This window comes from Vreelandella hamiltonii, from assembly GCF_014651795.1.
Lineage (GTDB): Bacteria > Pseudomonadota > Gammaproteobacteria > Pseudomonadales > Halomonadaceae > Vreelandella > Vreelandella hamiltonii.
The window spans coordinates 485,043-507,396 of sequence record NZ_BMXO01000001.1 but is presented as its reverse complement, the minus strand read 5'-3'; the positions used below and the strand labels follow the sequence as shown (position 1 = coordinate 507,396).

At 54.9% G+C, this 22,354-nt stretch carries 19 protein-coding genes; 11 read left to right on the top strand and 8 right to left on the bottom strand.

The features are described 5' to 3' along the window. Nucleotides 1-6 precede the first annotated feature (6 nt). The 3 genes from IE061_RS02505 to guaA all read left to right on the top strand — a co-directional run bounded on the left by IE061_RS02505 (nucleotide 7) and on the right by guaA (nucleotide 3,991). Nucleotides 7-693 carry a phosphate signaling complex PhoU family protein gene (locus tag IE061_RS02505; RefSeq protein WP_039183500.1) on the top strand — a complete coding sequence of 229 codons (687 nt, stop codon included), beginning with the start codon at nucleotides 7-9 and terminating at the stop codon, nucleotides 691-693. A 162-nt stretch (nucleotides 694-855) separates the two neighbouring features. Next, nucleotides 856-2,325, top strand: coding sequence for an IMP dehydrogenase (gene guaB / locus IE061_RS02500; protein ID WP_193460879.1), 1,470 nt, complete (start codon nucleotides 856-858; stop codon nucleotides 2,323-2,325). Between the two features lie 88 nt (nucleotides 2,326-2,413). After that, nucleotides 2,414-3,991 carry a glutamine-hydrolyzing GMP synthase gene (gene guaA / locus IE061_RS02495; RefSeq protein ID WP_193460878.1) on the top strand — a complete coding sequence of 526 codons (1,578 nt, stop codon included), beginning with the start codon at nucleotides 2,414-2,416 and terminating at the stop codon, nucleotides 3,989-3,991. A 7-nt stretch (nucleotides 3,992-3,998) separates the two neighbouring features. On the opposite strand, the gene IE061_RS02490 is transcribed toward guaA, so the two are convergent. The 4 genes from IE061_RS02490 to IE061_RS02475 all read right to left on the bottom strand — a co-directional run bounded on the left by IE061_RS02490 (nucleotide 3,999) and on the right by IE061_RS02475 (nucleotide 10,050). Then, nucleotides 3,999-5,750, bottom strand: a complete 1,752-nt coding sequence (locus tag IE061_RS02490; RefSeq protein WP_193460877.1) for a retron Ec67 family RNA-directed DNA polymerase/endonuclease — start codon at nucleotides 5,748-5,750, stop codon at nucleotides 3,999-4,001. A 265-nt stretch (nucleotides 5,751-6,015) separates the two neighbouring features. Continuing rightward, nucleotides 6,016-7,284: a Qat anti-phage system QueC-like protein QatC gene (gene qatC / locus IE061_RS02485; protein ID WP_189462809.1), complete on the bottom strand. Its 1,269-nt coding sequence runs from the start codon at nucleotides 7,282-7,284 to the stop codon at nucleotides 6,016-6,018. Continuing rightward, nucleotides 7,281-8,117: a Qat anti-phage system associated protein QatB gene (gene qatB, locus IE061_RS18210; protein WP_308429492.1), complete on the bottom strand. Its 837-nt coding sequence runs from the start codon at nucleotides 8,115-8,117 to the stop codon at nucleotides 7,281-7,283. Before qatB ends, qatC begins: the two co-directional genes overlap by 4 nt. A gap of 58 nt (nucleotides 8,118-8,175) precedes the next feature. Continuing rightward, complete coding sequence (locus IE061_RS02475; RefSeq protein ID WP_229800714.1) at nucleotides 8,176-10,050, bottom strand: KAP family P-loop NTPase fold protein; 1,875 nt, start codon at nucleotides 10,048-10,050, stop codon at nucleotides 8,176-8,178. Between the two features lie 449 nt (nucleotides 10,051-10,499). Between IE061_RS02475 and IE061_RS17945 the strand changes: the two genes are divergently transcribed. Together IE061_RS17945 and IE061_RS18280 are read left to right on the top strand one after the other, a co-directional pair. Continuing rightward, entirely contained in the window at nucleotides 10,500-10,703 is a 204-nt protein-coding gene (locus IE061_RS17945) for a hypothetical protein (RefSeq protein ID WP_230478353.1), read from the top strand. Nucleotides 10,704-10,819: 116 nt separating this feature from the next. Beyond that, nucleotides 10,820-11,122, top strand: coding sequence for a DUF4357 domain-containing protein (locus tag IE061_RS18280; RefSeq protein WP_373294929.1), 303 nt, complete (start codon nucleotides 10,820-10,822; stop codon nucleotides 11,120-11,122). On the opposite strand, the gene IE061_RS02465 is transcribed toward IE061_RS18280, so the two are convergent. The 3 genes from IE061_RS02465 to ectA are packed head-to-tail and all read right to left on the bottom strand — an operon-like array spanning nucleotide 11,027 to nucleotide 12,735. Then, nucleotides 11,027-11,866 (bottom strand): EamA family transporter, encoded by an 840-nt coding sequence (locus tag IE061_RS02465; protein ID WP_189462812.1) that lies wholly within the window; start codon nucleotides 11,864-11,866, stop codon nucleotides 11,027-11,029. The two genes, IE061_RS18280 and IE061_RS02465, sit on opposite strands and share 96 nt — an antisense overlap. A 12-nt stretch (nucleotides 11,867-11,878) precedes the next feature. Then, complete coding sequence (locus IE061_RS02460; protein ID WP_193460876.1) at nucleotides 11,879-12,247, bottom strand: ectoine synthase; 369 nt, start codon at nucleotides 12,245-12,247, stop codon at nucleotides 11,879-11,881. Next, a complete protein-coding gene (ectA, locus tag IE061_RS02455) occupies nucleotides 12,244-12,735 on the bottom strand; it encodes a diaminobutyrate acetyltransferase (protein ID WP_189462816.1) in 492 nt (163 codons plus the stop codon). Before ectA ends, IE061_RS02460 begins: the two co-directional genes overlap by 4 nt. A gap of 101 nt (nucleotides 12,736-12,836) precedes the next feature. Here ectA and IE061_RS02450 point away from each other — a divergent pair, with 101 nt between their 5' ends. Continuing rightward, nucleotides 12,837-13,748 carry a LysR family transcriptional regulator gene (locus IE061_RS02450; RefSeq protein WP_193460875.1) on the top strand — a complete coding sequence of 304 codons (912 nt, stop codon included), beginning with the start codon at nucleotides 12,837-12,839 and terminating at the stop codon, nucleotides 13,746-13,748. A 299-nt stretch (nucleotides 13,749-14,047) separates the two neighbouring features. Further along, entirely contained in the window at nucleotides 14,048-14,629 is a 582-nt protein-coding gene (locus IE061_RS02445) for a DedA family protein (RefSeq protein WP_193460874.1), read from the top strand. Between the two features lie 35 nt (nucleotides 14,630-14,664). On the opposite strand, the gene cml is transcribed toward IE061_RS02445, so the two are convergent. Next, nucleotides 14,665-15,852 carry a CmlA/FloR family chloramphenicol efflux MFS transporter gene (cml, locus tag IE061_RS02440; RefSeq protein ID WP_373294928.1) on the bottom strand — a complete coding sequence of 396 codons (1,188 nt, stop codon included), beginning with the start codon at nucleotides 15,850-15,852 and terminating at the stop codon, nucleotides 14,665-14,667. Between the two features lie 531 nt (nucleotides 15,853-16,383). Between cml and IE061_RS02435 the strand changes: the two genes are divergently transcribed. The 4 genes from IE061_RS02435 (at nucleotide 16,384) to IE061_RS02420 (ending at nucleotide 22,302) form a co-directional block, all read left to right on the top strand. After that, complete coding sequence (locus IE061_RS02435) at nucleotides 16,384-17,547, top strand: iron-containing alcohol dehydrogenase (RefSeq protein ID WP_193460872.1); 1,164 nt, start codon at nucleotides 16,384-16,386, stop codon at nucleotides 17,545-17,547. A 52-nt stretch (nucleotides 17,548-17,599) separates the two neighbouring features. After that, nucleotides 17,600-19,021 (top strand): hypothetical protein, encoded by a 1,422-nt coding sequence (locus tag IE061_RS02430; RefSeq protein ID WP_193460871.1) that lies wholly within the window; start codon nucleotides 17,600-17,602, stop codon nucleotides 19,019-19,021. Between the two features lie 123 nt (nucleotides 19,022-19,144). After that, complete coding sequence (locus IE061_RS02425) at nucleotides 19,145-20,767, top strand: sigma 54-interacting transcriptional regulator (protein WP_193460870.1); 1,623 nt, start codon at nucleotides 19,145-19,147, stop codon at nucleotides 20,765-20,767. Between the two features lie 80 nt (nucleotides 20,768-20,847). After that, nucleotides 20,848-22,302, top strand: coding sequence for an NAD-dependent succinate-semialdehyde dehydrogenase (locus tag IE061_RS02420; protein ID WP_193460869.1), 1,455 nt, complete (start codon nucleotides 20,848-20,850; stop codon nucleotides 22,300-22,302). The last annotated feature ends 52 nt before the right edge of the window (nucleotides 22,303-22,354 follow it).

Genomic DNA, 22,354 nt, shown 5'->3' with positions numbered 1-22,354 from the left:
TTCCCCATGTTCAAACAGCTTTTTAGTGCGCTTACCTCGGAAACCAGCATCGACCAGGCCTACGCGGACCTGACCCAAATGCTGGAGCATGGCGCCTGGATGTTCTCACGGGCCAACGAGGTGCTGTACAGCACCGTGGCCGCCGAGGACGTACGCACGCCCCTGTACGAGCGCGATGTGGCGGTCAACGAGCTGGAACGCTCGATTCGCCGCAAGGTGCTGCGCCACCTGACCGTCAACCCCGGCCACGACGTGGCCATTTGCCTGGCGTTGATGAGCGTGGCCAAGGACGCCGAGCGTATCGGCGACTACTGCAAGAACGTCTTTGAGGTAGGCGCGTTCTACACCGAAGGCTTCCATGTAGACCGTTACCAGAAGCCCCTGGACAGCATCTCCGAGCGCTTGCGAGGGCTGTTCAGCGAGCTGATTGCGGCCACGCGCAACTCCGATGAGAAAAAGGCCCACGGCATCATCACCGCCACCCGGGAGATTCGTCACATCAGCGACGAGCTGATCGAATCCCTGCTGCGGGAAGAGGACAGCATCGAGTTCCACGAAGCCGTGGCCTACTCGCTGCTGGCGCGCCACTACAAGCGCGTGGCCTCACACCTGGCCAACATCGCCACGGCGGTGACGGGCCGCCTGGAAGACCTCGACTTCCCCAGCGAAGCCGACGACCGCGCGCTGGACTAAACCGCCCGCGCCACACCGCAGCGGGCTTCGCCCAGGCCAACGCAGAGGGCCACCTTCAGCAGATCATCGCAGGATGGTTTGCTGGGGTGGCCCTCGAAACGTTATAATGGGCGATTAACCTTTCACGCCCCATCTTCCCACTTTACATTGGGTGTTGCCGCTATGCTACGTATGGCCCAAGAAGCGCTTACGTTCGATGACGTACTTCTCGTTCCTGGCTTCTCCGACATTCTGCCCAAGGATGTCAGCCTCAAAACCCGCCTGACTCGTAACCTCTCGCTGAATATTCCCCTGCTGTCTGCCGCCATGGACACCGTGACCGAAGCGCGTCTGGCAATTGCAATGGCCCAGGAAGGCGGCATCGGCATCATCCACAAGAACATGACCATGGCCCAACAGGCCGCGGAAGTGCGCAAGGTGAAGAAGCACGAAAGCGTGATCGTCAAAGACCCAGTCACCGTGAGCCCCAAGGCCAAGCTGGAAGACCTGCTGGCCATGGCCCGCGAATACGGCTTCTCCGGCTTCCCGGTGGTGGAAGGCGAAACCCTGGTGGGCATCGTCACCGAGCGTGACATGCGCTTCCAGCCCAACGTGGGCGACAGCGTGGCCGACATCATGACGCCTCGCGAGCGCCTGGTCACCGTACCGGAAGGTACCGAGCTTGAAGTCAGCAAGGCCAAGATGCGCGAACACCGCATCGAAAAAATGCTCATCGTCGATGACGCTTTCCACCTGCGCGGCCTGGTGACCTTCCAGGATATCGAAAAAGCCCGCACCTACCCTATGGCCGCCAAAGACAGCGATGGCCGCCTGCTGGTAGGCGCTGCGGTGGGCACCGGCCCGGAAACCCCTGACCGCGTGGCGGCCCTGGCCGAAGCAGGCGTCGATGTGATCATCGTCGATACCGCCCACGGCCACTCCAAGGGCGTCATCGACCGCGTCCGCTGGATCAAAGAGAACTTCCCGCAGATTCAAGTGATCGGCGGCAACATCGCCACCGCCGCCGCGGCCACTGCGCTGGCCGAAGCGGGTGCCGATGCCGTGAAAGTGGGCATTGGCCCCGGCTCCATCTGCACCACGCGTATCGTGGCTGGCGTGGGCGTGCCGCAGATCAGTGCCGTGGCCAACGTGGCCGAAGCGCTGAAGCCCTTCGACATTCCGCTGATTGCCGACGGCGGCGTGCGCTTCTCCGGCGATTTGGCCAAGGCCATTGCCGCTGGCGCAAGCGCCGTGATGGTAGGTGGCCTGCTGGCCGGTACCGAAGAAGCACCGGGCGAAGTGGAGCTGTACCAGGGCCGTACCTACAAGGCCTACCGTGGCATGGGCTCCATGGGTGCCATGTCGCAGAGCCAGGGCAGCGCCGACCGCTACTTCCAGGACAAGGACGCCGGTGCCGAGAAGCTGGTGCCGGAAGGCATCGAAGGCCGCGTACCCTACAAGGGCATGATGAGCGCCATCGTTCACCAGCTGATGGGCGGCCTGCGCGCCTCCATGGGTTACACCGGCTGCCGCGACATTCAGGAAATGCGCACCAAGCCCGAGTTCGTACAGATTACCGGCGCTGGCTTCAACGAGTCTCACGTTCACGACGTGCAGATCACCAAGGAAGCACCCAACTACCGGGTGAGCTAACCAGCGCAGTTAGTGACACGGCGGCGGGCATTGCCCCGCCGTCTGCTTTTTAGCCAATGCGGGCATTCCGCGTTATAGAGGCTTCGCCATGAGTGACATTCACGCCCACAAGATTCTGATTCTCGACTTCGGCTCCCAGTACACCCAACTGATTGCCCGCCGCGTGCGCGAGATCGGCGTATTCTCTGAAATCCGCGCCTTCGACATCACCGAAGAAGAGATCCGCGAATACAACCCCAACGGCATCATCCTGGCCGGTGGCCCGGAATCCGTCACCGAGCTGGGCTCCCCCCGCGCCCCCGAGTGCGTGTTCGAAATGGGCCTGCCGGTGTTTGGTATCTGCTACGGCATGCAAACCATGGCCGAGCAGCTGGGTGGCAAGGTGGAAGGCTCCAACCAGCGCGAGTTCGGCTACGCCCAGATTCGTCTGGATGCCGAAACTGCCCTGTTCAAGGACATCAAGGACCACGTAGACCCGGCCACCGGCAACGCCCTGCTGGACGTGTGGATGAGCCACGGTGACAAGGTGGCCAAGGCCCCGGACACCTTCACCGTGACCGCCTCTACCCCGAGCTGCCCGATTGCGGCCATGGCCTGGGAAGAGAAGCAGTTCTACGGCGTACAGTTCCACCCGGAAGTGACCCACACCCTGCAAGGCCAGCGGATTCTCGAGCACTTCGTGCTGGATATCTGTAAAGCCGAAAAGCTGTGGACCCCCGCCCAAATCATCGAAGACCAGGTACAGCGCGTACGCGAGCAAGTCGGCGACCGCCACGTACTGCTGGGCCTTTCCGGCGGCGTAGACTCTTCCGTAGTAGCCGCGCTGCTGCACAAGGCGATTGGCGAGCAGCTCACCTGCGTATTCGTCGACAACGGCCTGCTGCGCAAGAACGAAGGCGACCAGGTCATGGAAACCTTCGCCAAGCACATGGGCGTGAAAGTGATCCGCGTGGACGCCGAAGAGCTGTTCCTAGAGAAGCTGCACGGCGAAAAAGACCCGGAAGCCAAGCGCAAGATCATCGGCAACACCTTCATCGACGTGTTCGATGACGAAGCCAGCAAGATCGAAGGCGTGGAATTCCTCGCCCAGGGCACCATCTACCCGGACGTGATCGAATCCGCCGCCTCCAAAACCGGCAAGGCGCATGTGATCAAATCCCACCACAACGTGGGTGGCCTGCCGGAAACCATGAAGCTCAAGCTGGTCGAGCCGCTGCGCGAACTGTTCAAGGACGAAGTGCGCAAACTCGGCCTGGAACTCGGCCTGCCCTACGACATGGTCTACCGCCACCCGTTCCCCGGCCCCGGCCTGGGCGTGCGCATTCTGGGTGAAGTGAAGAAAGAGTACGCCGACATCCTGCGCGATGCCGACGCCATCTACATCGAAGAACTGCGCGCCGCCGGTTGGTACGAAAAAACCAGCCAGGCCTTCGCCGTGTTCCTGCCGGTGAAATCCGTTGGCGTGGTCGGCGACGGCCGCCGCTACGAATGGGTCATCGCGCTCCGCGCCGTCGAAACCATCGACTTCATGACCGCCCGCTGGGCTCACCTGCCCTACGAGCTGCTGGAGAAGGTTTCCAACCGGATTATCAATGAGTTGGAAGGCGTGTCGCGGGTGACCTATGATGTGAGCAGCAAGCCGCCTGCTACGATTGAGTGGGAGTGATACTTGTTTAATGATTAGCCCTGCTATTCTGCAGGGCTTTACTTTTTAGATATCTTTTGTAATCGCTTATTACAAGCTCAAATCTGTCTAGTATTTTGATAAATTTTTTAAAGTTAATGTTTTTTAAGTCTTTCTGAACTATTTTTTGGGCGAACTCATACTTACCATAGAAATTTTTTCCAGAGTGATCGTTTTTTCTATTGAAGACTCTTCCGTTTATTTTTCTGTTAAGAGTTTTTTTGTAGAAAAAATCCTCAATGGTAGTGTTCTTATTCCCCATTATGTCGGGTATTGGTATGACATATAAATTGTTGTTTATGAAGTAATAATCTTCATTTCCTGTCACTGTACTCGTTTCTCTTTTTAAGTTTTTTATTAAGGAAAGTATTTGTTTTCCACCCTTGTCATTATCAATTAATACAATTACAGGATGCAGTTTTCCTGGTGCTCGTATTTTAGTGCATTTTTTGTCATAAGCTGAGATGAAGTTTTTTAAATTCCCCTCGCCGCCTCTTAGTTCAAGCAGTCTTCCCTTTTGGCTATCTCCGCCTTGACTGCGGGAGTATTTAAAAAAATCTATTTTGAAATCTTGCTTGTTGTTTGGATGAATTAATTTCGGGTATTTTGAGTCCAATGATTTGATGGCGCATTTCAAATATATATTATCAGTTTTACCTTCGCAGATAATGAGAGGCTTAGTTGGAGCGTAGCAATATTTGTAAAATAAAAAGTCTGCAAAATCTTTTTCAAATGATGATTTTTTTTCTTCTTTAGCTGCTGGCAAAGAGTGAGGATCATTGCTATGACCATGTTTTGTGACTAATTTTACATGATCAATAAAAGATAGGATGCCGTGAAGCTGTTCAACTGATGCCTCTTGTTCTTCTTTAGGCATATGAAAACTACCTTTCATGATTAGTGATCTAACCATTGCTCGAGCATTTTTTCTATACTCAATGGGCGTATTGATGATTCTATTTGTAGTAAGGCCTGTAACCTCTTGTCTTGAAAAATGAAGCTGCATTCGAACTTTTTGGTAATTTATGTTAAAGCCATTTTTTAATATTAGTTTTGTTAGTTTTTGGGAGGGTGACCATATTTTATCTTCACTCTCGTAAGCTATTTCTGGAGGGAATTCTGTTAAGTTTGTTGAAAAAGTTATATCATCTGCATATCGTGTATAAAAACATTTGTTTTTTGCTGATAATTCAATTAAGCGCATGTCTAAGATATGGCTTATCAAATTTGAAATTATAGGGGATGCGGGAGAACCTTGTGGTAGTCTATTGCGGTAGCATGCTATTTGGGCTATTAGAGTTGCAATTTTTGGGTCAAGCTCGAAGTTTTTGTTTTTGATAAAAAATCCACGAACTCTGCCAAAATTTATTGAGCCAAAATAATTTTCAATGTCAAGATTGAATAGAAATCTTTTTTTCCTATGAAGAGAAGCATTTGTGATTATTGACTTTTTGGGCTGAAAAGCCTGAGATGCTGTGCTTTTGATTTGAGATGTTTTCTCAATCTCTGTTAGGCACTCTTGTAGCAAGTATGCTAAGTTGGACTGTAGGTTTTTAAGTTTAGGTTCTGGCGCGTCGATAGTTCTTAGTCCGCCAGATGATTTCTTTATCTCGAAGCTAGAGTATTTTTCTTCTTCTTTTAGTCTGTAAATTATATAAGCTATGTTTGAAGACTTGAAATTTAAAAGTTTAGCCAAGTCATTTATGTCACATGCTGATTTTAATTTTTTTAAAGCAGACATTTTGATCCTCATTGATGCTTGCAGACACTCTTATGCGCGTTCAGGTAGCATCGCTACCGTCAAGGAATGCTAAATGGCAAAGCCCCTAACATTGATTTCACCTGTCACGAAGCATGACAAAAAAATCTGTCTGCAAGCAACCTAAAGGTAAATTTTTTTATGGCGCTATGTCAAGAGTTAAATGGCTGTGTCATGTCGCCATGTTTTGCACATCCAGCATTAGCAGCGTAGGGTATGCAGAAGAAATCTGGGAATATTACACTAATCATTTAAGCCCATAGAAAGCGTGCAACGTCGCCAGCTCGTCCAAGCCTTGGACGAGCATTCGCCTATACCCAGCCCTGTCAATAATAAACGGCGAAAAAAGACTGTGACCTAGCCACTGATCGAAACCGTCCTGCGCAGCGCTCGCCACTGCCATCCCTACAGAGCGCACATCTTCAAAGCGCCCATACTGGGGGGTATCGATACTAAGGTTGTCGTAAACGTATGGCGTACTGTCTCTCACCTCTCCCCATCGCATGAAGGAGGCTCTTCTGACCTGACACGGAACACATCGCCCGCAATGCTTATACCCAAAACGCTGAAAACGCCCGCAGCTGGTGGATGTCACTGCATACTGTTTGAGTAAATGCTGGTTAAGACATCCCGCCATCATCTCACCTTTGGTCTTCAGCGCGTATGGGTTCTGAATCTGAACATTGATGCCAGCAGCATCGAAGATCTGTTGCAATCGACCTAGGTATTCCGGATGAGCGGTGCGGGTACTCAAGCTACCCAGCCGGGTCACAGTCAATGGAGGATTGATCGCGATGAAGCCATTCTCGCAGATGTAAAGAGGTACGCGATCACCCTGATGGTAACGATCAAGTGATGTCGCAACGGCCAATCCAAATGCCAGGAAAACGATGGATCGTGCCCGCTGGGAAGGCTCTTGAAGCCCTGGAGACCTGGCAACGTGATTGAGTCCAATCCTGGACAACTCAAGACTCTGAGCGAAATCGTCTTGCTTCTGCCCATCACCACGGACAATCTGGCTGACGGCATAAGGATTCCGCCCTTGGCTGACCAAGTCGATGGTGCCGATCAGGCTATCCATCCCGCCAGAAAGCAAGGCGACAGAATCCTCTTGAGGATGAAATGCTTGCAACTGAGCAGGTGGTCCATACCCACCGGAATGAAAGACGAACGTCCAAATGTCTGTCGTCAAAAAGCGCAACGCAGCTTCCAACGCTCGTGCTTGGGCATTCCAGAATACAGGATCCTGAACTGCAATATGAAGTTCGAGTGTACGCGTCCAGCCGTCTGCGCTTTTGGCGCGTAGATCGGAGAAATCTGCCGCAACTATGGAAAGGGCAATACTCAGAAAATCCCAGGCCTGAGGTGAGATTTCCAAGTGTGTTTTCTTAATCAGGTGACGGGTGTATCCCCCAACACTGACTTGCCCCTTTTCCGCCTGGCCATAGATCACCACCGGCATTGCGGGATCGACAGCCTGCACCTGAAATCCTGCGGGGCCGCAAACAAACTTCATTCGATATACCCCTCGAAGACCTCAAAAGTCTCCTGTAGCGCCTGGGTTACGACTTGGGAAATACGTCCGGTCGTCAGCCGAACTCCAGTGGCTGCAATGGAGCGAAACGAGGCCGAGACGCACTCTTTGATGTATTCCTTGATCTCTTTCAGCCGACGTACCGCAACTAGAGCCGATGAGGCTTTCTCTTGTACGGTTTTCCCCAGATCAAGCTCGTACCGGTGAAACACATCCATTGCGGTGAAGCGTTCGATCGCGTAGGCCCGCTCTTCAGGGGCCAAGTTCAGCAGATCGGCGTTAGGGTACTTCACGAGAACATCGGACAGCGACCCCCGAATCGAGGCCCGCTCTGCCTCTGCATCTTGAGTCCCATCCACAGGTCGAACGGCCTCGACCAGCGCGTCCATGACTTCTGAGGCAGATCGACCTTTCAGCAGGACGGGGTCAATGAGGTTCGCGTTGGTCTGACTGGTTCCTTCTGCCACCGACTGAAGGGTACCGCCCAGCATCGCGGCAACTGCCGCTGTACCACCAAATCGAGCCGTAGTGGTCTTAGCACCGCCGTACCCATGTTTGACGTAGTGCTTCAGGCTGCGTTGGAGGCCGCTGCGATCACCGTTCCTGGCGTAGTCACTTAATCCCTTGCGTGCGCCCCCAAAGCGGCCTGGCGGCGCTAATGGAGGTGGCGACTGCGGTGCAGTCTTGGGCTTGTTATCCCCCTCAGGGGGGCCATCAGAATGACTATCCTGATCAACCTGATCCTCTTCAAGATCTGGCGGCTCAGGGGCTGGCGGAGCCGGTGGCTCTGGAGGCTGAGGTAGTTCCGGTGGCATCGGCGGCAATGGAGGCGTCCACGGAGGCACCATTGGCACTCCCTTGCCTGGCCCATCGCTATTTTGTGATGTTCCCATTCATTTTCCTTATCGCGGCCTTCACAGGAGGGCTGACATCAAGGCTTTGCCAGTAATCGAATACGGACTTCGCCCAGCTCTCATCTTTGAGCTTTGGCACGATCCCAGCCTGGATCTGTGCGGGTGGGCGCTCTTTCAAAAAGGCAGCGAGGCGCGGGCCCTGCAATCCATCGATGCCAGCGATGACCAGCATCGCATCCAAAACGGGCGGTACGCCCCATTCCTGCTCGTTACCCGCGTTGTCGAGTAATCGATCCATGATGACGCTGATCTCGACGGGAGCAATCTGCCCAAGAGCCCCCCTGAGTTGAGGTGCCATATCAGGCGAATCGAGCAGCGCGGTTAGTAGCTCGGCAGCGTTCGAAGAAAGGCGATCTTCGTCCGTGATGATCGGTGCATGCTCGCGGCTGACGTAAATGGCACCTCGCAAATCTTTGTCTGCCAGCGCAGGTGGCAAGGCTAGCCACTCCTTCACAAACGGGTGATCCCAAGGCTGATTCAAAGATAAATCCTTGCCTTGTTTCACATCGGTCTCCCAACCAGCGAGTATTGCTGGCTTGCCGTGCTTATCCGCCGCAACCGCTTTCATAAGTTCTTCGAAGGCCTTCGGATTACCACTACGCTCAAACAGCATCAGTTTGACCAGTGCTGCTTCATCCACACCCACGCCATGGGCGCGTGAAATGCTCATCCGAATCGCCAGGGCGTTAAGAAAACGTTTGATGAGCCGTGGGTTGCCGTGAATACCTGACGCTGAGGTCATCACCGCCGCGAGACGTTCTGCTGTATCGAATTTCCCAATCAGTTCCGCAGGGTATTTCTTGGATAGGGACTGCATGAAAGTCCGGTCGACCCGACCACCTTGCCATGTTGTTCGAAGCTGATCGCGGACTTTGATGCGGATGGACTCGATTTCCTCCCTAGGTAACCCGCTGTTCTCGGTGAACAGCATCATCATGTACGCCCGAACTTCCTGCGTCCCCAGAGGTGGTACTCGAATTGGAACCTGAATAAGCTTGTCGAAGTAGCTGGTGACAAGCACGTCATCCGGGACACCACTGAAGTGACGACGCACCGCATGCTTGATCATCTCGTTGTCTGCCGCGATGACGAAGGCCGTATTGCGCAGGAACAAGAACAGCCTAATAGCCTCAAGGGTTGATATAGTCGTTTCGGGCAGGCAGCGATCCAGATCGTCAATCAGCACAACGAGGGTGACGCCTAACTCATCCAAGACAGCTTCGAAATTATCTCGTAATGCTTGGATTTCCTTGGGCGGTGAAGGCATCTGAGGTTGAGCTTTGATGAACTGTTTGGCTTCATCCGCTACCTTTCCAGCTTTGTCATGGGTTGCGTCAATTGTCGCCTGATTGACGTCCCCAGACCACCATTGCTTGGTCAAACTCCACGCATCACCTATCAGGCCAGGCATCGGTACGCCGGCTGCTACAGAAGCTGCCGACATACCCATCATCTTAGCAACCCGCAGCCAATTCACACGTTGACCCAGCTCGTAAGCCTTGTCCAGAGCGGTCTGACGCGCCTTAGCTTCTTCCTGTAGACGGGATGCTATTACGTCCATCAACGCCGCACGGGCGTCGTCATAGCCTTGGTACAACCAAGCATTGAACTCGACAAAAACGAAGTCTTTTTCAGGCTTATGCCCCGACTCAGGCGGATTGCGCAACGACGCCTGAATAAGCTTGATCATTGACGATTTGCCAGCCCCCCAAGCGCCAGAAACACCAATGGAAATGGGGCGTCCATTGGCTTGGTAAACGATCTCAGCAACGGTGTCGGCAACCCCGGAAAAATTGAGGAAGTCTGTATCTGTTTCGTTATCGACCCACATCATGCCTCTCCTTGGCTGCTGTCAGCATGAATATTTGTAAAAGTATACATAGTAGCGGATAAGACGTAGACAGTGGCCTCTATTCCTCTACTACTTTTGGCAGTATGAGGTCTAGATAATTCGTCACCATGAGAGAGTGCCCATCAGTATTCATCTATCTTTAACAAGTCAATAAGATATGCATGCCCGAATCCTAGCAAACGCGGCATTGTGCATTTTAACAATGGATGCGGATATCTCTAAGAATCTGTAGTAGGAGCGTATAATTGCAGATCTCATCGAAAGCAAAGCAATAATTGTTGCTATGAGCTCTAGCACCTTACACTCTGAGTACCGCGATGAGGCCCTGTAGAAAGTCTCAAACATGGATATCATGACCGACGTAGCTGCTGACAGACCGCTACCGACACCATACCTTCTCGCGTTATCTGGAGCCAGGACTATGAGCTCTGGTGAAAACCGCTGACCATTGGGTGCTAGATAACGGCACTTTCCTAGCTCGGACCCCGTCCCCGCTTTCTAAAGCCAACCGTGCTGATGCCGAGTGGTTTTTAGCCGGGATGCTGGTGATTTTTCCGCTATTGGGTATCGATGCGTCGAAGCAGCTAGCAGCCAAGCCGCCGGGGCATCTTCAGAGCAAGTCGAGCCGCCGCTGACGCTTTACCTCAACGAACGTGGGGCCGAAGGCACGGGTAGAGAAGTTGCTGATGGCTTTGTGGTACTCAAATGCTCATTGGCACGTATTGAGGAGACGCTTTCCATCCATGACTACATGCGCGAGCAGCGGCAACTTCTGCAAATGCGTGGCGTACTAGCACCGCAAAATGGAAAGTTGATATTCACTCAGGATTTTCGATTTTCCTCTCCTTCAACAGCAGCGGGCGTCTTGGTTGGCGGTAGCGCCAATGGCCGTTTGGCTTGGAAGGATCTAAATGGAGTAACGTTAAAATCTTTGCAGGATGCGCGGCTTGGCAAAGATTTAGTAACTGCCAATTGTGACAAGAGCTGTCGTCACAATAGAGAGCACTATACCAATTATAGAGGAGCCGCTGAGCTTCTCCTTTCTTACAATTGATCCTAGTGTTACCGGGATTAATGGGTACATGGATACAATGATGATGCTCACTATAGCAAGCTGACCTGCCTGTGAGATGGTGTATAGAGCCAGTCCTGCTACACTGATTCCACCTGCTGTGAATGATAAGGTGTAAAACGTTTTTTTTGTTTTTTTAGTGTTTAGGCAAAAGGGGAGAAGAAGAATTGCTCCGCTGGCCATACTGATGGATATTCCATAAAAATTCGCTTCAGTGGATATTTTTCCCAAGAAGTGAAGTTGTACGGCAAACCCAAGTCCTGCGAGTAGTGCGAGAATTAAGCCGGATTTTTTATGTAATGAGGGTAGTCTTTTTCTTAATGATTTTCCACCTGAAATCAACCAGACAGCAGGTAAAGATATTGCTATTCCAAGCCAAACGGCTAAGTTAGGGTTTTCTCCATTAAAAAATAATGACAGTAGAACTGATATCAACACCATTGATACTGCGCTGAGGGGTACAACGATACCAAAAGGCGAGGTTGATAGAGCTCGATATAGAAAAAGGGCTCCTAGTGCTGAGCCTATTCCTGATAGCATACCCCATATCATCGCATCGTTGTGCCATTTAGATAATGAAAATGATAAAATTAACCCGCAAAAACTACCGCCGATATGAGTGCATAAAGCAATTTTTACGGCAGGGCAATGTTGGGATATCATGCCATTGATAAAGTGAGTCATGCCAATTAAGAACATTGCAGATAAAGCAAGTGTGATGCTCATTGATCATCCTGTTTAATATGATCCGTTTTCATTGTGTCTTTCGTCACCTTTGCATGCTGGAGTGAAAATGCACACTCCGCGCATTCTTTCGTGCGTCTTTAATAAATGCCTTTCGTTTTTTTCTACATGATATATTGTGCCGGGTTCTAAGAGATGTTTTTCTCCCGTTTTATAGTTGTGTAGCTCGCCTCTTCCTTCAATTACATAGACGTACTCATCATGGTTTTCGTAACATAATTCTAATGTTTTGTTTTTATGAACTGTTGTTTCATGAATCGAAAATAATTTATTGTACTGGCTAGTTATTGCTCTTATGCTTGTAAATTTTTCTTCTGTGATAGTTGTGCAGTTTTTCATTTCTGGTGTTGTCAATACTTTCATTTTTGTTTCTCCTCAAAAGGTCCTACTCTGACCAATATTTCTTTATGATGACTTTCATTGAAATGACTTTGGTCGAAAATATCTTCTTTTTCTATAGTGGTGTCTAGTAATCTAGAGATTCCGATAAGGGTCCTTTCAGCAACTTTGTTTTCTGGTGAGATTGTTGCTTCAATGTGTTTTGCTCCTGATGCTTTGCATGTTCTTGTTAGCTTATGTAGTAGTTTTATCCCAATTCCTTTGTTCAGTATTCTTTTGCTCATGGCCTGTTGCCATATGAGCAAGGTTGAGGGCTCATTAGGTCGCATGTAGCCTATGATAAATCCTTCTATACGGTTGTTTTTCTTAGCTATCAGCGAGGTGTTTTTAAAGTCCCTGCACCAAAGTAGATAAAAATATTCAGGGTAACTGTCCAGTTGTGGCGTTTGCTGGGCAAGTTGGTAGATGTATGGCGCATCTTCAATGCCAGGATGTATAAACTCATAGCTCATGTTTTTTTCCTTCGAATTTTAAGAATGATTGATGTGATTTTATTTTTTAAATGGTTTTTGTGTAAAATTCGATTAGCTCATCCCAGCCATGAGGAGAGGTCATGATCCGGGGCGCAGATATCACCATTGCTCAGTTACGGGCACTGTTGGCCGTTGAGGAAGCGCAGTCGTATACCCGTGCAGCTGAACGTTTGGGTGTTAGCCAATCAGGGGTCAGCCATGCCATGCAGTCATTGGAGCAGCGTGTCGGCGGTGCCTTGATGGTGAAAACACCGCAGGGAGTCGAGCCGACGGCGCTGGGTGAGTTAGTACTCGCTAGCGCGAGAAAGATCATGGGTGAGCTACAGGTGCTCAGTCATCAGGTATCGCACCACCATCATGAAACCGACACGACGCTTAAGATTGCCGCGATACCCAGTGCGCTGCATGGTTGGTTAGCCTCGGTGCTGTCAGTCTTTTCGAGCCGATACCCAGAAGCCATGGGGCTGGTGCTGGAAGGCGTGGAGGAGGAAATCAAGGAGTGGGTAGAAAGCGGCGTGGTGGATGTTGGCATCACGACGGATACCACGCGGCTCAACCTGGGCTATTGGCGTGAGCACTTTGATTGGCAGTTGATCAGACAAGACGAGATCGTTGCTGTGCTGCCCAGTAGCCATCCGTTGAGCCAGCACGCCAGCGTAAGCGTCTCAGCGCTGGCCGAGCACCCGTTGGTCATGTCATCCGGGGGCTGTGAGGCGTTGATTCAGCAAATTTTTGCAAACTCCTTGGATGCATCGGAAGGGGCGGTGCAGGTCGATTTTTGGGTGCGCGATACACGCACGTTGCTACAGATGGTGGCTAACGGTGTGGGCGTCAGTCTGGTGCCCACGCTGGCGTTGGTGAATAAGCTCAACGCCGACCTGGTGACACGCTCGTTGTCGCCTCGTGGCGTTCGCCAACTGATCGCCTTCTGGCCCAAAAAGAAGCCGCTTGGCCCCGTCGGGCAGCAGTTGCTGCAGGCGTGCCGTGCCTAACCAGGCAAGAAGTCGGAGAGCATACTCATCGCTTTGTGAGGAGTAGCATCCCCAGTGGAGGATGTCGCCGAGGAAAGCCCATCCACTAGCCCATGAGCCGAATATCAACCATAATCGGCTCATCATCTGAGCCGAATAGGCGGGGCAATCGGCTCATGTGCTTGGGGCAGCCAGGTTGGCTGCAAACTGAAGCAGCTGCCTTCCATAAGCCTCATTCACCTCCGCATCATCCTGAATCGTGATAGAGATTGCGTTTACGTGGCACCCACCTGGCGGGGTTACTTGATGGATGAATGCACATGACGCTTGATTATTTCGTGGCGAACTATGGCAGCCTCGGCTTGTTCGTGGGGGCGAGCCTGGAGGGTGAAGCCGTCGCGATGCTGGGCGGCATCATGATGCATCGGCACCTGATCGGGTTTGGTGAAGCGGTGGTCTCGCTTGCCTTGGGCGCTTTCCTGGCGGATCAGGTGTTCTTCCTGCTCGGGCATGGGTGGCGCAATAGCGCTATCGTGCGTTCGGTTCAGCGTAGCGCGGCGGGTGGGCGGGTACTGACGACGTTCAATGCCCACCCGAATACGTTCGCGTTCTCCTTGCGGTTCCTTTATGGGCTGCGCATGGCCGGTGCGGTGACCATCGGCACGACCAATTTTCCCTGGCCCCGCTTTATCGTGCTCAATGCGCTGTCGGCGCTGATCTGGTCGGCCGCCTGGGTCACGCTCGGTTATCTGTTTGGTCAGGCGCTCGCGCCACTGTTTGAGCGCCTGAGCAGCCTTTCCCATGTGGTGTTGGCAGGGGTGGCCGCCGTGCTTTGCGTCGCGGTCGTGGCCGTGGTGGCTGCCAGGCGGAGAAGGGTCCAGCGCTTGAAGATGCGCGATTGAGCGCAGCCACCCCCTGCACACGCATTACCCTATCGTTACCGCTTCCGCCGAGCTAAGCCGGTGAGCAGCCCCAGCGTCAGCGCTGCCATGCCGCCGGTGTAGGCGATCAGCGGCCACGCCGTGCTGCCATCCAGCATGACCACCACCGCAGTGCCTACGCCACCCACGATCAGGCTCTGCACACAGAAGTGCAGCGCCACGGCGGTGCCTGCCATGTCGCTGAAGGCGTGCAGCGCGCCGTTGGCGGTCACGGAAGTGATCAACACGATGCCCACGGCGGCGAGCCACATCGGTAAGACAAACGACCACAGGCTTGGCGTGAAGAACACTTCCCCCAGCCCCAGCAGGCCTGCGCTGGCCAGCAGAATCAGCGCGCCACGCAGGGCGCAGCCGGGAATGCCCCAGCGCGTCACGAAACGTTTGGCAAAGCGCGCCGTCACGATCATGACCAGGGCCACCGTCGCAAAGGCCAAGCTGAACCCCAACTCGCTAAAGCCCGCCCCTTCGATGAGCACTCGGGGGGCCGTCGAGAAGAACACGAAAAACGCCCCCATGGCGGTCCCGAACGCGACCGTATAAACCCAGAAATGAGCGCTGTTGAGCACGCGCCCTATATCCGCCAGGCGGGTGGGGGCGTATGCCTTGCGTGTTTCATGCCATCTCGGGAAGGCGTAGCCGAGGGTCAGCAGGGCCAGAATGCCCAGGGTGATGAACAGGGCGCTCCAGCCCAGGTAACGGGCTATCAGCGCGCCCGCGATAGGCCCCAGCGCAGGCACCACCGCCAGCATGGCATTCATCAGGCTGTAGATGACTGCGCTTTCCGGCGTGTTGGCGTACACATCGCGCACCGTGGCGAACATCGCGACCAGCATGGCGGCGGCCCCCATGGCTTGCACCAGCCTGAGCACCACGAATAGCCAGGCTTCCGTGGTGAACGCCAGGAAGAAGGAGGCCGCCGCAAAAACGAGGGTGCCGCCGATCAGGATGGGGCGACGGCCCAGGCGGTCTGAAAGCGGGCCAAAGAGGATCTGGCCCACGCCCAGCATGATCATGTAGAGCGTCAGCGTGAGCTGAACGACCTCGGGCGTGGTATCGAGAATGCCCGGCATGGCGGGCACCACCGGCAGGTAGATATCCATGCCGAGTGAGGCAAGCAAGTTGAAAGGGGCCAGCAACGCCAGCGCCAGGGGGAGGCGATAAGCCCAAGGGCTTGGGTTTTGAATAGGCACAGGAAAAGCTCCGTACGAATCAGCGTATTCGACGGCGGCCTGCAGAGTATCGATGTGATGGTCAGGCTGCCGCAACAACGAGTGAAGTAAGGTTGTTGCGGCCTAGCGGTCTGCTTTTTTGGAACCCATTGGCGTGCTTTCCGTGAGGTGGCGTTGCGGTGCCTTTGGCGTTGTTAGCGTATCAGAGACAAAAAGCGCAGACCAGGCCATGCCCGTTGTATATCGGATATTGGTGTTGGATTTTTCTCGATGACAAAATTCATCGTGCTAGCTGTATGGCGATGATTTTTTTCCTGACGACTTTGCTAAAAACGAACGTTGGTCTTCTTTAGGTTTTCTATATCCCTTTTAATTCATGTGCTTGCGGGGTTTTTTTGTTGTTGGCACGCGGTTTGCTACAAGTGTTCTGCCGTAAGCGTGGTTAGCTACAAGTAGTGCGCTAAAGATAGCGTGCCAATGCGTAAACGATAGTCAAGGCGCTTTGGCGCGTTCCAACAATTAACAATAGAGAATAGGAAGCACGTTATGCATTTGAATCGGGTGAGCAGTTTTAAGAGTGCGGGTAAGTTGATTACCGGGCAGGGGGCCAGTGAACAGTTGGCCCTGCATGTGCAGGCACTGGGCATGCAGCACCCCTTGATCGTGACGGATGCCGGGGTGGTGGCCTCGGGCACGCTGGAGGGGGTTACCAGGCAGTTGCAGGCCTTGGGGCTTTTCTGTGGTGTGTTCGATGGCGTAACTCCAGAGCCGGAAGTGGCTATCGTGGAAACCTGCACGGAGGTGTTCGTGTCGGGCCAGCACGATAGCGTGATTGCCGTTGGCGGCGGCAGTGCCATGGATATTGCCAAATGCGTGGCGGTGTATGCGCGCCATGAGGGGCCGCTGGAGGCGCTGTTTGGCGAGCAGCAGGTGCGCCAGCGTGAGGTGCCTTTGATTGCCATGCCCACTACCGCAGGGACTGGGTCGGAGGTGACCAATATCGCCATTCTTTCCGACAAGGCCCAGCAGATGAAAAAGGGGATCGTGAGCGATTGTCTGCTACCGGATGTGGCGATCGTGGCGCCCGAGCTGACGCTGAGCTGCCCGCGCAGCGTTACGGCTGCCAGCGGTGTGGACGCGCTGGTGCACGCGGTGGAGGCGTATCTTTCCAATTTTGCGACGCCTATCACGGACGCCTTGGCGGTCAAGGCGATGGGGTTGATCGTTTCGGCGTTGCCGAAGGCGTTTGCCAATCCTCAGCATCTTCAGGCCCGCGAGGACATGGCGACCGGTAGCCTGCTGGCGGGGCTGGCGTTCGGCAATGCGGGGGTCGGGGCGGTGCATGCGTTGGCGTATCCGTTGGGCGGGCGTTATCAGTTGGCCCATGGGGTGACCAATGCGCTGCTGCTGCCCTTCGTGATGGAGTGGAACAAGCTGGCGTGTGTGGAGCGTTTCCGGGGCATCGCCGAGGCTTTTGGCGAGCCGGTGGCGGGGCTTTCCGACCATGCGGTGGCCGATGCCGTGATTGCGCGTATGCATCGCTTGTGTGCCGAGGTGGAAATTCCGTCTGGCTTGCGCTCGTTCGATATCCCTGAGTCAGCGATTCCCGAGCTGGCTGCCGAGGCTATCAAGGTGGAGCGGCTGCTGCGCAATAATCCCAGGGTCTTGAGCCTGGAGGATATCGAGGCCATCTATCGCGCCGCCTACTGACGCGGTGACGCGTTACTAACAATACCAATAAAATCGATCAGGAGTTCATGCCATGAGCGCTTGGAAACATCGCGTTGACGGTGAGGAGAGCCCGTACACGCCGTTAGGTCCGTTCAAGCTTCGCTTGCCTTTCTATCACTACCGCTTCGAGCTGCCTGACTATTTGCAGGGGCTATTGATGTGTGCCGTCGATCTGGCGGCAATTCCGCTCATGATGCAGTTGCTGGGGATGCCTTTCGAGGCGGCGCTGGCCATCGTGATTTTGAACGGTTTGCTGTACCTGCTGCACCATCTGCTGGGGGATCCGGTGATCCCTGGCTGGATTACGCCGGCCATTCCGCTGTTGATGGCGTATGTGGCGACCTTCCCCGAGGGGGTCGATAGGGTGCATGCGTTGATTGCTTTCCAGATGATGCTGGGGGTCCTGGCCATCGGCCTGGGGGTCACGGGCATGGCCAGCAAGGTGGTGCGGCTGATTCCTTCGGCCATCAAAGCGGGGGTGATCATGGGCGCTGGTCTGGCGGCCATCGTGGTGGTATTCGATGAGGGTGGCCGCTTCGAGCAGTACCCCTTTACCATCACAATTGCCGTGGGTGTTGCCTTTTATCTTATTTTTTCCCGCCATTTCAATAAGCTGAAAGCCCAAGGTGGTGTGTGGGGTGCGGTAGGCAAGCTGGGAATCTTTCCGATCATCGTGCTGGCTATCGTGGTGGCTCCGCTGTTTGGGGAAGCTCCATGGCCAGATGTGGAATGGGGGTTCAGCCAGCCTGACTTCGCGTTGATGTTCAGTGAGTACACGGTGTTCGGCGTGGGCATGCCGCCGCTAATGATGTTTCTGACGGCGATTCCTACGGTGTTGGCGGCGTATATCGTGTTGTTTGGCGATGTGTTGCAGAGCAAGGCGCTGCTGGAGGAGGCCGATGAGAAGCGCCGCGACGAGAAGATCGACTATAACCCCAACCGTGCCCACATGATCTTTGGTGGCCGTAATTTCGGCATGAGCATTTTTGGTCCGGACGTGGTGATGTGTGGCCCGCTGTGGGCGGCAATGCATGTGGTCACGGTTGAGCGTTACAAGCAGGGCAAGGCGGCGATGAACTCTATCTTCGGGGGTTCGGGGTCGTTCCGTTGGGGAACCAACACGGGGTTGCTGCTGCTGCCCATCGTGAGTCTGGTAGAGCCTATTCTGGGCATTGCGCTGGCGCTGACGCTATTGATTCAGGGCTATGTCAGCGTACGTATCGGCATCATGGAGGCGCGTAGCCAGCGTGATCTTGGCATTGCCGGAATTATTGCGGCAATGCTGGTCATCAAGGGGGCTACCTGGGCCTTTGCCGTGGGGATTCTGCTGTGCGCGCTGATTTACGGGCGCCGTTTCTTCTCGGGCGAGGTGGACAAGACCTTCGTGAAGGATTGGGAGGAAGCATCCGTGCCTTCTGCTGACCCTGAGCCTCGGGTCCCGCTGCAAAAGTAGTCGACATGACGCTGTGCAGGCCGAGCCGCCGGGTTACGCTGGGGTTCGGCGCCGTGTGCTGGCCAATCGTGCGGTTCGGCCAGCCATGGCGGGATGGTTCGCAGTTATCCCTGGAGGGAGATCATGCAGCGAATAGAGGCGTGCCTTTCATTGGCGGCGGCATTGCCCTTGTTTGAGCAGCACGGTACGGATGCGGTGGAGGTGTTTCATCGCCAGGGCCAGGTGATTGGGGTGTTGACCCGTACCGATATCGAGCAGGCTCAGCGGGAAGGGGCACTCGACCAGCCGGTGGAGGCACATTTGCGCTACCGGGTCACCGGTGCGAAGCCAGCCCTTGAGGCGGCAGAGGTGGAGGCGTTCGGGTTCGATGAGGAGCCCATGCGTTCTTTGCTGGATGCCTTGCACGATGGGGTCTATATCACCGATGCCAACGGTATCACGGTGACAATCAATCAGGCTTATGAGCGCATCACCGGTATTCAGCGGGAGGAGGTGGTGGGCTTCCACATGGCGGATCTGGTCAAGGCGGGGTTCATTTCCAAATCGGCGTCGCTGGAGGTGATTCGTGAGCTGCGCCCGATCACGCTGGCGCAGACGATCCATGGTAGCCGCAAGATTGTGGTCACGGGGACCCCGCTGTTTGGTCAGGACGGCAGGTTAGCCTATGTGGTGACCAGCGTTCGCGATATCACGGAGCTGCTGCTGGCCAAGCATGCCCAGGAGCAGCTTGAGCAGATCGAGCGTATCCGTGAGGCGTATCAGGTGCGAGAAGTATCGGCGCTGAGTGCTCCCGGGGTGATTACCAGCCCGAGCACGGAGCCTTGCTTCGACCTGGCGCGCCGGGTGGCAAAATCGACGGCCAAGGTTCTGATTCAGGGCGAAACCGGTACCGGAAAGACCTTGTTGGCACGTTATATCCATCAGCACAGTGACCGTTCGGATGGCCCGTTCATGGAGTTGAACTGTACGGCGTTTCCGGAAGGGCTGCTGGAGGCCGAGCTGTTTGGCTATGCCGCCGGGGCATTTACCGGTGCTGCGCCCAAGGGTAAGCAGGGGCTGCTGGATGTGGCCCATGGGGGAACGCTGTTTCTGGATGAGATCGGTGACTTGCCCATGGCCTTGCAGGTAAAGCTATTGAAGGTGGTGGAAGAAAACCGCTATTTGCCTGTGGGTGATACCGCGTTTCGGCAAGCCAACGTGCGGTTGATTACGGCGACGCATCAGGAGTTGTTGGAGCGTGTACAACAAGGGGCTTTTCGAGAGAATCTCTTCTATCGGCTGAGTGTGGTGCCGCTGCGGTTGCCACCGTTGCGGGAGCGGCGCGAGGAAGTGATTCCTTTGCTGCAGCATTATTTAGTGCACTTCAATCAGTTGCACGGTATGTCGCACCGCTGGTCACCCGAGGCGTTGGAGCTGCTGGCGGGGTATGCGTGGCCGGGCAATATACGCGAGCTGATGAACCTCACCGAGCGCCTGGTCGTGACCCTGGAACAGGAAGAGGTGACCTCGGCAGATTTGCCCCGTGAGCTATTTCCCAGCCCCGGCCAAGCCGCGGCACCGGAAGGGCCGCGTGCACTTTGCGAGCAACATTCCTTGCGCCATCAGGTGAGCCGATTCGAGCGGCAAGTGATCGAGCATGCGCTGGCCTTGCACGGGTCTACTCGCGCGGCAGCGGCAGTATTGGGCGTGGACCAATCCACGTTGGTGAAAAAGCAGCGCCGCTGGCGCGATTCACCGTTGGGGTAAGGCAGCGCTGACACGCCAGGTTCTACGCCAGGTCCTATCCCACGGTTTCAATTCTATCAATGACAATACAGGAGTAGGTGATGCAGATTCAGTCGTGGATTCATGAGGCGGCTTATATCAACGGCGAGTGGGTGACGTCGGAGAGTGGCGAGCAGGTGGCGGTGACCAACCCGGCAGACGGTGCGACGCTTGGGCATGTGCCTGCCCTGAGCGCCCAGCAAGTGGCAAGTGCCATCGAGGCGGCCAACGTGGCGCTGCCCGCCTGGAAGAGCAAAACCGCTGCGCAGCGGGCGGCTGTTTTGAGCCGCTGGCATACGCTGATCATGGAGAACGAGGCGGCCCTGGGCGAGCTGATGACGCTGGAACAGGGCAAGCCGCTGAGGGAGGCGCGGGGTGAAATCGGCTATGCCGCCAGCTTTATCGAGTGGTTTGCCGAGGAGGCCAAGCGGATTTATGGCGATACCATTCCGGGCCACGCGGCAGATAAGCGCATCATTGTCACCCGTGAGCCGGTGGGGGTCTGTGCGGCCATTACGCCGTGGAATTTTCCGGCGGCGATGATTACTCGCAAGGTGGCTCCTGCGCTGGCCGCAGGCTGTACCATCGTGGTGAAACCTGCCATGGAGACGCCGCTGACCGCGCTGGCCTTGGCGGCACTGGCCGAGCAGGCGGGAGTACCTGCCGGGGTGATCAATATCGTCACTGGGGATGCACAGACCATTGGCCAGGTGCTGACCGAAAGCCCAGTAGTGCGCAAGCTGAGTTTCACCGGTTCTACGGCGGTGGGTGCCAAGCTGATGGCAGCCTGTGCGCCGACGGTGAAGAAAGTGTCGCTGGAGCTGGGAGGCAATGCCCCGTTCATTGTGTTCGATGATGCCGATATCGACGAGGCAGTGGCCGGGGCAATCGACAGCAAGTTTCGCAATGCCGGGCAGACTTGCGTATGCGCGAACCGTATCTATGTGCAAAGTGGTGTTTACGACACCTTTGTGGAGCGGCTGGCGCAGAGAACTCAGGCCTTGAAGGTGGGCGCTGGCTGCGAGGAGGGGGTGGATATCGGGCCGCTGATTTCCGAGAAGGCGGTGGCCAAGGTGGAAGAGCACCTTCAGGATGCCTTGGCCAAAGGAGGGCGAGTGCTGGCTGGAGGGCAGCGCCATGCGCTAGGGGGGACCTGGTACGCACCCACGGTGGTGGCCGAGGCGACAGCGGACATGGCATGTGCCCGCGAGGAGACATTCGGCCCTCTGGCACCGGTCTTCCGCTTCGAAGACGAGGCTGAAGTGATTCGCCTGGCAAACGATACGGAGTTCGGGCTGGCGGCCTATTTCTATGCTGAAAGTGTCTCGCGCATCTGGCGCGTTTCCGAGGCGCTGGAGTACGGCATGGTGGGCATCAATACCGGTTTGATTTCAACGGCGGCAGCTCCGTTCGGTGGGGTCAAGTCTTCAGGCATCGGCCGCGAAGGCTCGCGTTACGGGATCGATGAATATACCGAGATGAAGTACCTCTGCCTGGGTATCAAGCAGGCGGAGTAGCCTTCACTTTAGCAGCCTGTTTTTAGTTCCAAGGCCCCGGGTGAGTGCTCTC